Source organism: Sphingomonas sp. P4_G2, from assembly GCF_056401155.1.
Window position 1 is genome coordinate 455,317 of record NZ_JBFUJY010000003.1, and the last position, 12,779, is coordinate 468,095.

The 12,779-nt window shown below is 67.1% G+C and carries 12 protein-coding genes, 1 pseudogene and 1 riboswitch; of the genes and pseudogenes, 9 read left to right on the plus strand and 4 right to left on the minus strand.

Annotation, left to right across the window (positions count from 1 at the left end):
- Positions 1 to 15: 15 nt before the first annotated feature.
- Positions 16 to 1,083: a zinc-binding dehydrogenase gene (locus AC1DRD_RS11865; RefSeq protein ID WP_478041513.1), complete on the minus strand. Its 1,068-nt coding sequence runs from the start codon at positions 1,081 to 1,083 to the stop codon at positions 16 to 18.
- Positions 1,084 to 1,130: 47 nt separating this feature from the next.
- Positions 1,131 to 2,129 carry a ligase-associated DNA damage response exonuclease gene (locus tag AC1DRD_RS11870; protein ID WP_478041554.1) on the minus strand — a complete coding sequence of 333 codons (999 nt, stop codon included), beginning with the start codon at positions 2,127 to 2,129 and terminating at the stop codon, positions 1,131 to 1,133.
- A gap of 62 nt (positions 2,130 to 2,191) precedes the next feature.
- On the opposite strand from AC1DRD_RS11870, the gene AC1DRD_RS11875 reads away from it, so the two are divergent.
- The 9 genes and pseudogenes from AC1DRD_RS11875 to AC1DRD_RS11915 all read left to right on the plus strand — a co-directional run bounded on the left by AC1DRD_RS11875 (position 2,192) and on the right by AC1DRD_RS11915 (position 11,063).
- Positions 2,192 to 2,869 carry a hypothetical protein gene (locus AC1DRD_RS11875; protein ID WP_478031102.1) on the plus strand — a complete coding sequence of 226 codons (678 nt, stop codon included), beginning with the start codon at positions 2,192 to 2,194 and terminating at the stop codon, positions 2,867 to 2,869.
- A gap of 54 nt (positions 2,870 to 2,923) precedes the next feature.
- A complete protein-coding gene (locus AC1DRD_RS11880) occupies positions 2,924 to 5,311 on the plus strand; it encodes a ligase-associated DNA damage response DEXH box helicase (protein ID WP_478041514.1) in 2,388 nt (795 codons plus the stop codon).
- A 68-nt stretch (positions 5,312 to 5,379) separates the two neighbouring features.
- Entirely contained in the window at positions 5,380 to 6,363 is a 984-nt protein-coding gene (locus AC1DRD_RS11885) for an aspartyl protease family protein (protein ID WP_478041515.1), read from the plus strand.
- A gap of 22 nt (positions 6,364 to 6,385) precedes the next feature.
- Positions 6,386 to 7,153: pseudogene (locus tag AC1DRD_RS11890) on the plus strand (UdgX family uracil-DNA binding protein); the annotation flags it as partial.
- Between the two features lie 194 nt (positions 7,154 to 7,347).
- Positions 7,348 to 8,718 carry an arylsulfotransferase family protein gene (locus AC1DRD_RS11895; protein ID WP_478041516.1) on the plus strand — a complete coding sequence of 457 codons (1,371 nt, stop codon included), beginning with the start codon at positions 7,348 to 7,350 and terminating at the stop codon, positions 8,716 to 8,718.
- Positions 8,715 to 8,948 carry a hypothetical protein gene (locus tag AC1DRD_RS11900; RefSeq protein ID WP_478031094.1) on the plus strand — a complete coding sequence of 78 codons (234 nt, stop codon included), beginning with the start codon at positions 8,715 to 8,717 and terminating at the stop codon, positions 8,946 to 8,948. The genes AC1DRD_RS11895 and AC1DRD_RS11900 overlap by 4 nt, the downstream gene beginning before the upstream one ends.
- Positions 8,945 to 9,346 (plus strand): hypothetical protein, encoded by a 402-nt coding sequence (locus AC1DRD_RS11905; protein WP_478031093.1) that lies wholly within the window; start codon positions 8,945 to 8,947, stop codon positions 9,344 to 9,346. Before AC1DRD_RS11900 ends, AC1DRD_RS11905 begins: the two co-directional genes overlap by 4 nt.
- Entirely contained in the window at positions 9,297 to 10,352 is a 1,056-nt protein-coding gene (locus tag AC1DRD_RS11910) for a sulfotransferase (RefSeq protein ID WP_478041517.1), read from the plus strand. Before AC1DRD_RS11905 ends, AC1DRD_RS11910 begins: the two co-directional genes overlap by 50 nt.
- A gap of 60 nt (positions 10,353 to 10,412) precedes the next feature.
- Positions 10,413 to 11,063, plus strand: a complete 651-nt coding sequence (locus tag AC1DRD_RS11915) for a DedA family protein (RefSeq protein WP_478031090.1) — start codon at positions 10,413 to 10,415, stop codon at positions 11,061 to 11,063.
- Here the strand turns inward: AC1DRD_RS11915 and AC1DRD_RS11920 are convergent.
- Together AC1DRD_RS11920 and AC1DRD_RS11925 are read right to left on the minus strand one after the other, a co-directional pair.
- Entirely contained in the window at positions 11,029 to 11,727 is a 699-nt protein-coding gene (locus AC1DRD_RS11920) for a DJ-1/PfpI family protein (RefSeq protein ID WP_478041518.1), read from the minus strand. The two genes, AC1DRD_RS11915 and AC1DRD_RS11920, sit on opposite strands and share 35 nt — an antisense overlap.
- A 20-nt stretch (positions 11,728 to 11,747) precedes the next feature.
- Positions 11,748 to 11,829, minus strand: a riboswitch (ZMP/ZTP riboswitch).
- Between the two features lie 126 nt (positions 11,830 to 11,955).
- Positions 11,956 to 12,591 (minus strand): hypothetical protein, encoded by a 636-nt coding sequence (locus tag AC1DRD_RS11925; protein WP_478031087.1) that lies wholly within the window; start codon positions 12,589 to 12,591, stop codon positions 11,956 to 11,958.
- Positions 12,592 to 12,779 lie beyond the last annotated feature (188 nt).

Sequence of the window (12,779 nt, forward strand, 5' to 3'; positions counted from 1 at the left end):
GGAGTCGGGTTCCTATCAGGCGATGGCCGGATCGACCATGATCTTCACGTGGTTTTCGGGATCGCCGAGGTCGGTGAACGCCTGCGGCACGCCGTCCAGCCCAACCGTCCCGGTGATGACCCGGCCGACGTCGACCGTCCCCTCGGCGATCTCGCGCAACGTCGCGGCGAACTCGTCGGGGGTGTAGCCATAGACGAATTCCAGGTTGAGTTGCTTGGTGATCGCCATCGACGGACGGAAGCTGTCGGGTTCCATGCACACGCCGGCGACGACGATCTGCGCGCCGGGCGGGCAATCCTCGATGATCCGTTGCACCATGCCCGGCACGCCGACGCATTCGAACACGATTGGGCGGGCGTGCAGCTTGCCCGCCATTCTGGCGATGTGCGCCTCCGCCTCGGTCGCGGGGACGCCATAATCGGCCCATTTGCCGTGCGGGCCTTCGACCGCGGGATCGACGATGACGTCGGCACCCATCCGTTCGGCCTCGGCGCGGCGGCGCGGCGAGAAATCGGCGGCGATCACCGGCCCCTTTCCGGCGATCTTGAGCGCGGCGATGATCGCCAGCCCGACCGGCCCACAACCGATCACCAACGAGGCCGATCCGGGCTCGAGCGCGGCGCGCGCGACGGCATGCGCGCCGACCGCGAACGGCTCGGTCAGCGCGGCGAGATCGTCGGTAAGGCCATTGGGTACCTCGATCAACAACCGCTCGTCGAGCAGCATGCGTTCGGCGAACCCGCCCGGCGCCGAGGGCGAATAGCCGACGGGATGATAGCCTTTGGAAGAATTGGTGACCGGCACCGAGACCACGCGCGTCCCGGGCTTGAGCCGATGCGGCGTGTCGGGACCGTAATCGAGGATTTCGGCGCAGAACTCATGTCCCATCACCATGTCGGGCAAGGGGCGCGGCGTGCCGCCGGCGCGCTCGGCGACCATCTTGTCCATATGCTGGAGCGCGTGGAGATCGGACCCGCAAATGCCGCAACGTAGCGTCCGCACCAGCACCTGCCCCTTGTCGGGGGTCGGCTCGACGATCTCGTCGAGTTCCAGCCGCTGCCCCCGCTTGACCACTGCCCGCATCGCGCTCTCCTTTTTCCGTACCCTCTTTTCGAAAATACGGAGCGCGGTCAATCGTCCTCGTCTTCGTACCCGACCAGCGCCAGCGCGCGCGCCTTGATTTGCCGCGTCTCGCACCAATGGATCAGCGCGTCCTCGCGGCCATGCGTCACCCACACTTCCTTGGGCCCGATCTCGATCAGCGTTTCGGTCAATTCGTCCCAGTCGGCATGGTCGGACAGGATCAGCGGCAGTTCCACCAATCTCTGCCGCGCGCGCTGGCGGACGCGCATCCAGCCCGAGGCCATCGCGGTGATCGGGTCGGGCAGCCGCCGCGACCAGCGATCGTTGAGCGCGCCTGGTGGGCACAGCACGATCCGGCCCTGCAACTCGGCCTTGGCGACTCCGGTCGCGGGGCGAAGCTCACCGAGATCGACGCCCAGGTCGACATAGAGGTCGCACAATCGCTGCAGCGCGCCATGGATGTAGATCGGATCGTCATAGCCCATGTCGCGCAGTTCGCGGATCACGCGCTGCGCCTTGCCCAAAGCATAGGCGCCGACCAGCACGCAGCGATCGGGATTGGCGCGCGACGCGACGAGCAATTTGTCGATCTCGTCATGCGTCTCGGGATGGCGGAAGACGGGCAGCCCGAACGTCGCCTCGGTCACGAAGACATCGCACTTTACGGGCTCGAACCGCGCGCAGGTGGGGTCGGGGCGCCGCTTGTAATCGCCCGAAACGACGATCGTCTCGCCGCGATATCTCAATACGATCTGCGCCGATCCCAGCACATGGCCGGCGGGGACGAACTCGACCTCGACCCCGCCCATGTCGCGCGGTTCGCCATAGGTAACCGCGTGTCCGGCCTGCGGGCCGTAGCGGGTCTCCATGATCGCCAGCGTTTCCGGCGTCGCCCATACCGCCTCGTGCCCGCCGCGCGCATGGTCGGCGTGACCGTGCGTCACCAGCGCGCGCGGACTGGGCACCGACGGATCGATCCAGACATCGGCCGGCGCCACATAAATCCCCTGTGGGTGGGGCGTGATCCAATCGCCGAGCTTGCTCATCACGCCAATATGGCGCGGCGAGCGTTCCTGTTCCATCTTGCCCGGAAATAAGGAGGAAACGGATGCAGCAAACGGCTCTCGATCAGCGGCTCGATCGGCTCGAACGTACGGTCCGGCGGCAACGGTTGATGATGGGGACGGTCGGACTCGGTGGCGCAGCGGCGTTGCTGATGGCGCTCGCGCCCGCCGCGCCCGGCACGGTCGAGGCACAAGCGATTCGTATCGTCGATGCCGCGGGCAAGCCGCGCATCCTGATCGGCGCGCCGCCGCCCGCCGACGGTCGCCAGCGCAAGGATGCGCAGACCGCGTCGATCGTCGTACTCGGCCCCGACGGCGCCGATCGCCTAGTGCTGGGCGAGCAGCCGCCGGTGCTGGTCGACGGCAAGGCCTATCCGCGCATCGCCAGCGCCTATGGTCTGCTGATCCATGATGCCAAGGGCAATGAGCGCGGCGGCTTCAGTTTCCTGGACAATGGCCGCGCCATCCTGTCGCTCGACCGGCCCGGTGGCGATGCGGTGCTGCTCACCGCCAACGATAAGACCGGGTTCGCCGGGCTGGTGGTCAACTACCGGAACCCGCTGGGTAAATATGCCGAAGGGCTGCGGATGGGGACGCAAGCCGACACCGTCTGGCTGTCGCTCCAGGACCGTGCCGAGGGCGAGCGCGCAAGGCTGGCGGTCGAGGGCAAAGCGGCGCCGAAGCTGATCGCCCGGCCCGCAGGCGCGCCGCCGGCGCCATAGCGTGGATCGCGACGCACACCCTATATCGGTCGGGTGAGTCCTCTCCCTCAACCCTTGACCGACTGGTTCGCCGCGCGCGGCTGGCGCCCGCGGCGGCATCAGCTCGAGATGCTCGACGCCGCGCGCGCCGGGCATCACGCGCTGCTCGTCGCGGCGACCGGGGCGGGCAAGACGCTGGCCGGTTTTCTCCCCACGCTCGCCGAGCTGATCGAGACTCCCGCCGACGGCCTGCACACGCTCTACGTCTCGCCGCTGAAGGCGCTGGCGGTCGACGTCCAGCGCAACCTGCTCACCCCGATCGAGGAGATGGGAGTCGATATCCGCGTCGAGACGCGCACCGGCGACACGCCGAGCGACCGCAAGGCGCGGCAGCGCGTGCGCCCGCCGCAGATCCTGCTGACCACGCCGGAAAGCCTGTCGCTGCTGCTCAGCTATCCCGACAGCTTCCTGATGTTCGCCGGGCTCAAGCGTATCGTCGTCGACGAGGTCCACGCCTTCGCCAGCGGCAAGCGCGGCGACTTGCTGTCGCTGTGCATGGCACGGCTCCAGCGGATCGCGCCGGACATGCGCCGTGTCGCGCTGTCGGCGACCGTCGCCGATCCCGATGCCTATCGCGCCTGGCTCGCGCCCGATGGCGATATCGACATGGTCGACCTGGTGCTCAGCGAGCCCGGCGCCGATCCCGACATCTCCATCCTGCTGCCGCAAGGGCGCGTGCCATGGGCGGGCCATTCGGGCCGCTACGCCGCCGAGCAGGTGATGGCGGAGATCGAGACGCGGCGCACGACGATCGTGTTCTGCAACACGCGCAGCCTCGCCGAGCTGATCTTTCAGGATCTGTGGAAAGTGAATCTGATGTCGCTGCCGATCGGCGTGCATCACGGCAGCCTGTCGAAGGAAGCGCGGCGCAAGGTCGAAGGCGCGATGGCGGCGGGGCAACTACGCGCGCTGGTCGCCACCGCCAGCCTCGATCTCGGGGTCGATTGGGGCGACGTCGATTGCGTGATCCAGATGGGCGCGCCCAAGGGCTCGTCGCGCCTCCTCCAGCGGATCGGCCGCGCCAACCATCGGCTCGACGAGGCGAGCGAGGCGATCCTCGTCCCCGGCAACCGCTTCGAATATCTCGAGGCGCGCGCCGCGATCGACGCGGTCGAGGCGAATGAACTCGACAACGAACCGTTCCGCCCGGGCGGGCTCGACGTGCTGGCGCAGCATGTCATGGCGTGCGCCTGCGCCGCGCCGTTTCTGAGCGACGAGATGCTTGCCGAGGTTCAAAGCGCGCTGCCCTATTCGGCGCTCGATGGCGAGACGTTCGAGCGCGTGCTCGGCTTCATCCGCGACGGCGGTTATGCCTTGCGCGCTTACGACCGGTTCAAGCGGTTGACGCAGGAGCCCGACGGCTCGTGGCGCGTCAGCCACCCGCGTTTCGTTCAGCAGCACCGCCTCAATGCCGGGATCATCGTCGAGGCGGCGATGCTCAATGTGCGGTTCAAGAACGGCCGCCTCCTCGGCAAGGTCGAGGAAGGGTTCGCCGCCTCGCTGTCGAACGGCGACACTTTCTTCTTTGCGGGCATGAGTTGCGAGGTGTTGCGCATCGATACCGAGGAAGTGCTGGTCCGCGCCTCGACCCGCCCGGCGCGCATCCCGACCTATGGCGGCGCGCGCATGCCGTTGTCGACCCACCTCGCCGACCGCGTCCGCGGCTTCCTCGCGCAACCTGAGGAATGGGCGCGCTTCCCCGACGACGTGCGCGAATGGCTGGAAGTGCAATCCTATCGCTCGCGGCTGCCCGAAGCCGGGCAATTGCTGGTCGAGACCTTTCCCCGTGAGGGCCGTCAGTACATGGTCGCCTATAGTTTCGAGGGCTGGAACGCGCACCAGTCGCTCGGCATGCTGGTGACCCGGCGGATGGAGACACAAGGGCTCAAGCCGCTCGGCTTCGTCGCCAACGATTATGCGCTCGCTTGCTATTCGCTCGATCCGGTGACCGATCCCGCGAGCCTGTTCTCGCCCGACATCCTCGAACACGAATTTGTCGACTGGGTGCAGCAATCGCATCTGCTCAAGCGCGCGTTCCGCGAGGTGGCGGTGATCGGCGGCCTGGTCGAACGCCAACATCCCGGCAAGCGCAAGTCGGGCAAGCAGGTCACCTTCTCGACCGACCTGATCTACGACGTGCTGCGCAAATACGAGCCCGGCCATTTGCTGCTCGAGGCGGCCTGGGCCGACGCGCGCGCGCGGATGACCGATGTCGGGCGTCTCGCCGATCTGCTCGATCGTGCCGGTGACACCATGATGCACGTGACGCTCGACCGCATCTCGCCGCTCGCGGTGCCGGTGCTGACCTTGATCGGCCGCGAAACCGTGGCGCAGGGGCTCGCCGACGACGCCTTGCTGATGGAGGCCGAGGTGCTGGCGCAGGAGGCGATGCGGCTCGACTAGGCCCTTAGCCCCGTTCGGGGGCGTATTATCCGCTTGGTACACATCCGAAACGGGCGTATGATCCGGGCATGCGCGGGTTTATTCCCTTGTTGGCGCTTGGCATCGGTACATTGGCCGGACCGCCCCTCGCCGCGCAACAGGCGCAGCCCTCGATCAAGCCCGTCGCCGCTCCCGCCGAGGGTCCCGCGCCGGACGTCCTCACCATCGGTGAGCGCACCGACCGCATGACCGTCCCGGTGACGATCGGGCCGCATGGGCCCTTCCCCTTCATCATCGATACCGGGGCCGAACGCTCGGTCGTCTCGCGTGAACTCGCCGGCTACCTCAAGTTGCTGCCCGGGACCGATGTGAAGCTGTTCGATTTCACCGGCGCCGCCCAGGTTACGACAGTAAAAGTGCCGTCGCTGACCGCGGGCAAGCTCGGCACGCCGGCGATGGAAGCGCCGCAGCTGCTGCTGGCCGATATCGGTGCCCCCGGCATGCTCGGTATCGACGCGCTCCAGGGGCAGAAAGTCATACTCGATTTCAACACGCGGCGGATGCTGCTGCGACCGGCGCGGCGCCACGCCTCGGGCGATTTCGTCATTCGCGCCGAGTCGCGTACCGGCCAATTGATCGTGACCAAGGCGTGGTTCAACAATCAGCCGATCGCGGTGGTCATCGATACCGGATCCTGGCTCAGCGTCGGTAACACCGCCATGCTCAAGCTGGCGAAGAAAGCACCGCGATCATACGGGCCGGTAGCGATCACGTCGGTGACCGGGCGAACTTTTACCGCCAATTTCGTCTCGATCAGCAACGTCAAGATCGATACCATCCGGTTCGACAATTTCGGGCTGGTGTTCGCCGATGTGCCGCCGTTCGATCGTTTCGGTCTGCGTGACCAGCCGGCGCTGATCCTGGGGATGAGCTCGCTCAAGCTGTTCGGCCGAGTCGAGCTCGACTTCGTCAATCGCGAGATCGGGTTCAGCCTGCCGCGGCCGCAGATCGATTTTCACGACATCTGCCGAAACGGCAGTGCCGCCTGCAGGAGTATCGGCCCCTCATCCTGATTGGCAGTCCGCCGATAGTTGTTATGCGTCGATCTTCAACCCGGCTCGGGTGACGGTCGGCGCGATGCTCAAGGAGATGCCGCGCAAATATTGGAAAAACATGCCCGAAACCGCGTTGGTACCCGAGCTGATCGCGGGGGCGCAGGCACGGGAGCAGGCAATGGTTGCGACGGCACGGGCGAAGACCGGAGACAATGTCGAGGCCGCCTGGGCGGCGCTGCGTGACGAGGCGATGCATTGCCGCCGTTGCGATCTCTACAAGCATGCGACCCAGACCGTGTTCGGCGAAGGGCCGGTCGACGCCGACCTCGTCTTCGTCGGCGAACAACCGGGCGACCAGGAGGATCTGGCGGGCAAGCCGTTCGTCGGCCCGGCCGGGCAGATGTTCGACCGCGCGCTGGCGGAGGCGGGGATCGACCGCGCCCGCGTCTATGTCAGCAACGCGGTCAAGCATTTCAAATTCGAGCAGCGCGGCAAACGCCGCATCCATTCCAAGCCCGATGCGGGCGAGATCACGGCCTGCCGCTGGTGGATCGAGCAGGAACTAGCACTAGTGAAGCCGCGCGTGACGGTGGCGCTGGGCGCGACCGCGGCGCGATCCTTGTTCGGCAAGACGATGACGATCAGCCGCGAACGCGGCCGCCCGCATGATCTGCCCGAGATCGGCGAAGCCTGGATCACCGTTCACCCCAGCTTCCTGCTTCGGCTGCCCGACGAGGACGCGCGGCACGCGGAATTCGCCAAATTCGTCCACGACCTCAAGGCTGTCGCCAGCCGCCTCCGTCGTTGACCGCGAACATTGCCGGCGCGTTACCGCCGCGCCCGATGCCGAAACCCCATCGCAACCCGGGCGCAAACAAGGGGCAATGACCCTGTCCCAGTGACAAACTTATGCGACAAATCGCGCTTAGCCCGGCCGCAGCGCGACGAAGGAGACGACATGACGGCTGGCGGCGGCCGGAATTCAGAGCGAGCGGGGTGTTGATGGCCCGCGACGAGCGCGCCGCCGACGAGCGGCGGGAGATGCCGTTGCTCGCGCGCCGGGTGCCGCTGTGGATGCTCGTTCTCGTCTGCAACGTGTCGCTGATCCTGGTCGTCGCGGTGGCGGCGCTCGCTCGCAGCGCGGAAAAGCATGGCGCGCTGGGCGTCGCGGCGGCGCAGATTGCCGAAATACCCGACACGATCGGCGATTGGTGGAAAGGCGCGGCGCCGTTCGCCAAGCCGCCTTACGAAAAGCTCCCCGGCGGTTTCCAGCGCAATGTCGCGCGGTCGTTCGTCGATCCGGGCTATGCGCTGATCACCCCTTATGACACCAAACGCGGCCGCGCGACTGTCCAGCTGATCCGTCTGTCCGATGGTCGGATACTCAAGGAGTGGCTGCCCGACGTCGCGGCGATCAATGCGCACTCGCGTTTCCAATCGGCGATCGTCGACCTCTATCGCGACAAAAGCGTGGACCGGATGCGACCGATGCATCCGATGCTGCTCGCCAATGGCGACTTGCTGGTCCACGACAACACGCCCTTGTCGCGGATCGACGGCTGCGGGCGGCCGCGTTGGGTGATTGACGGCATCTTCCACCATTCGCTCGAACGCGCCGCCGACGGGACGTTGTGGATTCCCTATCGGCTGACGCGGTCCAACGTTCCCGGTGTCGGCGCCAAATTCGCCGACGAGGCGCTGGCGCAGGTCGACGAGAAAGGCCGGCTGATCCGTGTCGAGCGATTGATCGACATCCTCGACCGCAACGATCTCGGCGGTTTGTGGCGTGGCCGCCCCTATGAGGAGGACCCGTTCCACCTCAACGATATTGAGCCGGTGCTGACTTCGGGCCCTTATTGGCAACAGGGCGACGTCATCCTGTCGCTCCGCAACATGTCGCTGATCGCGCTCTATCGCCCTTCGACCGGCCGCATCCTGTGGACGCGCGCGGGACCGTGGTCGGCGCAGCATGACGTCTCGATCCTCGACGATCATCGTATCATGGTGTTCGACAATCACGTGCGCTGGGGCGTGGCGGGGCGGCGCGTCGACGGCAACAGCCGCTTGCTGATCTATGATCTGGCGACCGACAGGGTGAGCTCGCCGCTGGCGGCCACCTTCGCCGTACGCGGCATCACCACCGCGACCCAGGGCCGCGCCACGCCGCTGTCGAACGGCGACGTGATGGTCGAGGAGACCGAGCGCGGCCAGCTGATGCGCATCGCCCCCGACGGCAGCCTGCGCTGGCGCTACGTCTCCGCCGACCCCTCCGGCCGCCGCTTGTGGCTGAGCTGGAGCCGCTATCTCGACCCCAATGATCCGGGGGTCCTTTCCGCCGTCAAGGCGGCCACTGCCAGGGAGCAATGCACATGACCCCCCATCGCATTCCCGCGCTGACCGGCGCGATCCTGCTGACGATGATCCCGGCGATCGCCCAAGCCTATAGCGGCCCGGGCGTCGGGCTCGGCGCAATCGGCGTCGTGCTCGGTATCCTCGGGTCGGTGTTCCTGATGACCGTCTCGCTGATCTGGTATCCGGTCAAGCGCCTGATCCGCAGCTTGCGCCAGCGCCCGGCGCCGCCGCCGCGCGACAGCAAGGCATGATCGGGGCGATCGCACCGATCGTGCTTTTGCTCGCCGCGATCGTCGCAGCGGGCGAACTCGCGCGCCGGCTGCGCATCGTGCCGCGCTTCGCCACGCTTGCCGCGCTCGGACGTCGCGCGGGCACCGTGCTCGCCCGGCGCGGCGTGTCCGATCATCTGAAGGAACGCGCGACGCGCATCCTGGCGGGCCGCATGATGGCATCGTCGCTGACCGCCGGAGCGATCCTGGCGCTGGTGATCGCGCCGGTCGTCTTGCTGCTGCTGGCTGACGGGACGGTGCCGCTTGGCGTGCGCGCTGCCTTTTTCGATTGGCAAGCGCGTCTCCTCATCCTTGTCGTGAGTCTGATCTATGTCCTCGCTCGATGGCGGATCGGCCGGCGGCGGCTACAGCCGCGCTGACCGTCTGCTCCACCGCCTGGCGATGAACCCGGCGGTGCTCGACCTCTCGTTCGATCTCGAACGCGCACGCTATGGCGCCGCCGCCCGCGTGCGCGCCGGCGGCGCGCCGGTGTTCGTCACCGGGCTGGCGCGCGCCGGCACCACCATCCTGCTCCGTTTGCTCCACGACAGCGGCCAATTCGCCTCACTCACTTATCGCGACATGCCGTTCCCGCTCGCGCCCAATAGCTGGCAGAAAATGAGCAAGCGATCGCGCCACGATCTGGCGGCGCAGGAACGCGGCCATGGCGACGGCATCGTGCACGATCTCGACAGCCCGGAAGCGATCGAGGAAGTGTTCTGGCGGACGGCCGAGGGCAAACGCTACATCACGCGCAGCCATCTCCATCCGCACCACCCGCTGCCCGACAGCATCGACGCCTTCCGCGATCTCGTTGCGTTGGTGCGCCACCGCTACGATCGCCCACGTTATCTGTCGAAGAACAACGCCAATGTGCTGCGCCTCGGCGGGATAGTCGCGGCGTTCCCGGATGCGGTGCTGATCCATCCGTTTCGCGATCCGCTGCAACAGGCGGCGTCGCTGCTCAACCAGCATCGCCGCGCGGTCGCGCTCGGCCGTGCCGATCCGTTCCGCGCGAGCTATATGCGCTGGCTCGGCCATTACGAATTCGGTCGCAGCCACCGCCCGCCGCTGATCCCGGGCGCGCCTGCGGCCAGCGAGCCGACCGACCGGATCGATTACTGGCTGGCGATCTGGAGTGCGGTGCACCGTCTGTTGCTCGATCAGCCGGGCGAGGTGAGGGCGCGGCAAGTGTACGTCGATTACGACGCCTTGTGCGCCCAGCCGGCTGCCGGCGTCGCGCGTATCGCTGCCGCGGCGGGCGTGGCGCTCGGCTCGGGCGGCGGTCTCCGACCGCCGCCGGTGCATGCAGTCCAGGACGCGAGCGATGACGTGCTCGCCGAGGCGCGTGCGGTCCATAGCCAGTTGGTTGCACGCGCCGGTTAAGGCTATCGCTCCCGATTGCCGATTGACCCTTACCGGCCATTCTGCGCATCGGTCGGTCCCATGATCGAGAAAATCCTGGGCTGGCTGGCCGGTATCATCATCGCCGTGATCTCGTCGGGCGGCTATCTTGGCATCGTCTTGCTGATGGCGATCGAGAGCGCATGCATTCCGCTGCCGTCCGAAATCATCATGCCGTTCGCCGGCTATCTCGTTTCGACCGGGCGGTTCGACCTCTATCTAGCCGCGACCGCGGGCGCGATCGGCTGTAATCTCGGCTCGATCGTCGCCTATGAGATCGGCAAGCGCGGCGGCCGCCCGCTCGCGCTCAAATGGGGCAAGTACGTGCTGGTCGGCCCGGGCGAGATCGACGCCGCCGACCGTTTTTTCGAGCGTTACGGCTCGATCGCGGTGCTGATCGGGCGGCTGCTTCCGGTGATCCGCTCGTTCATCGCCTTTCCGGCCGGCGTCGCGCGGATGCGGCTGGTGCCGTTCCACATCTATACGTTCCTCGGCTCGTGGCCATGGTGCTTCGGGCTCGCCTGGATCGGCATGAAGCTCGGCAAGGCATGGGACAGCGATCCGCGGCTGAAGGCGGCGTTCCATTCGGCCGATGTGGTCATCGCGGGCCTGCTGGTCGCGGCCGTCGCCTTCTACCTGTGGCACCGCCTGCGCGGCGTCAGGAAAAACCCAAGCGAGCCGCCGCGGCCCTGAACTTTTCCTCACGGTCGGGCGCCAGCTGCGCCACCCGCCGCTGATAGGTCGCGACCAATTCGGGTCCGGCTTTCTCGGGCGATCCGGCGTCGAATGGCGGTGCGGGGTCATATTCCAGGCTGAGTTGTACCGCCTTGGCGAACTCCGGACCGCGCACCTCGGCCATCAGCGTCAGCGCGAAGTCGATCCCGGCGGTCACGCCGCCGCCGGTCACGCGGTTACGGTCGAGCACCACGCGCTCGGGCGCCATCTCGGCTCCGAACATTGCGAGATAATCGCGCCACGACCAATGCGTCGCCGCGCGATAGCCTTTGAGCAGTCCCGCCGCGCCCAGGATCAAGGATCCGGTGCAGACGCTCGTCACCCAGCGCGCTTCGGCCCCGACCGCGCGAACCCACGCCATCGCCTCGTCGTCGGCGATCACCTCGGTCACGCCCATGCCGCCGGGGACGCACAATATGTCGGCGCTAGACACCTCGGCGAAGGTTGCGGTCGGCACGATCGCGAACCCGGCATCGGTCGTGACGGGCGCACGATCCTTCCACACCAGATCGAGCGTCACATTGCCCAGCCGCGATAGCACTTGCGCCGGCCCGGTCAGGTCGAGCTGGGTGACGTTGGGGAACAGCAGGAAAGCGACGGAAATCGGCGGAATGCTGGCCATGAGCGGACTCCTTGTCGAGTGCGGGATGCCCAGGCGAGCGGCGGGATATCAGGCTGCGCTCCCCTGTGGTGCCCCACGGTTTCGCCAGTTACGCAGCGGGGCGGAGTGTATCGCGCGAGCGGCGCCGGGCCAAGCAGGGGGGGGGGGTGGCCATTCTGCGAAAGGTTCGAAATCGCGGGGGCGAGGCAGTGCGTCCAACGGGTCGCGATCAATTCCGACGCCGAACCCTTATTGCAATGCGGACAAGGCCGGCCACTGCCATGCGACCAGGCCGGCAATGACGATGAGCGCGATCGCCGCGGCAAGAACCAGGAACCAGCGTGCGCCGCCGGGCCGATCGTCGATCTCCGCTTCGTCCGCCTCGACGTCCGCGGCCGGATATAGCGTCGGCAGGTCGATCGCGACCGGCCGATCGACGGGCGTGGCAACCGCGACCGCCGGTTCGTCGCGTACGAAGACCGCGGGATCGTCGGGTTCGGAGGCGGCCGGATCGTCGGGTTCGGAGATGGCGTCCGGCTGGGCATCGCTGGGCCAGTCACCCCCTGCCAGGACATGTTTTTCGACCGCGATCGCCGCCTTCTGGCATCCGATGAAGCCGGACAGCGCTGCATCGCCGCCTGGGTGCGCCGGGGCGGCGTCCATGATGGCCGCAAGCTCCGCCATTTCCGCCTCGATATCGAGCAAGGTGTCGAGCGCCTGCATCGCGGAGCGACGGTTCGACTTGTGGAGCGCGAGCTGCAGCCGGACCATTGTCAACTGACTTGCCCGCGCCAGGTCAAACCCGGCGCGCAATGCCGCCAGTTCGTCGATCGTCTTAGGATCAGTCGATCGGCTGGCGGCTGAAGCGGCGGCGGCTATATTCACGGCGTCGTTCCCGAATCCCATTGCCTGACGGATAGGCGCCGCGTCGCGTTGAATGTGAACCGCAATCCGGCGATCCGTTGGAACCGTGCGCCCGATCGCAGCTCCGCCCTGTACCGGCGACCGGCGAACGACATTGCGCCTCACGGTGGGGTGTGTTGGGAACAGCAGGAAAGCGACGGAAGTCGGCG

Coding starts and splice junctions, on each gene's coding strand:
- AC1DRD_RS11875 (WP_478031102.1), top strand. CDS start 2,192: ATGCAGCAAACGGCTCTCGATCAGCGGCTCGATCGGCTCGAACGTACG.
- AC1DRD_RS11870 (WP_478041554.1), bottom strand. CDS start 2,129: ATGAGCAAGCTCGGCGATTGGATCACGCCCCACCCACAGGGGATTTAT.
- AC1DRD_RS11900 (WP_478031094.1), top strand. CDS start 8,715: ATGACCCCCCATCGCATTCCCGCGCTGACCGGCGCGATCCTGCTGACG.
- AC1DRD_RS11905 (WP_478031093.1), top strand. CDS start 8,945: ATGATCGGGGCGATCGCACCGATCGTGCTTTTGCTCGCCGCGATCGTC.
- AC1DRD_RS11920 (WP_478041518.1), bottom strand. CDS start 11,727: ATGGCCAGCATTCCGCCGATTTCCGTCGCTTTCCTGCTGTTCCCCAAC.
- AC1DRD_RS11865 (WP_478041513.1), bottom strand. CDS start 1,083: ATGCGGGCAGTGGTCAAGCGGGGGCAGCGGCTGGAACTCGACGAGATC.
- AC1DRD_RS11895 (WP_478041516.1), top strand. CDS start 7,348: ATGGCCCGCGACGAGCGCGCCGCCGACGAGCGGCGGGAGATGCCGTTG.
- AC1DRD_RS11910 (WP_478041517.1), top strand. CDS start 9,297: ATGTCCTCGCTCGATGGCGGATCGGCCGGCGGCGGCTACAGCCGCGCT.
- AC1DRD_RS11885 (WP_478041515.1), top strand. CDS start 5,380: ATGCGCGGGTTTATTCCCTTGTTGGCGCTTGGCATCGGTACATTGGCC.
- AC1DRD_RS11915 (WP_478031090.1), top strand. CDS start 10,413: ATGATCGAGAAAATCCTGGGCTGGCTGGCCGGTATCATCATCGCCGTG.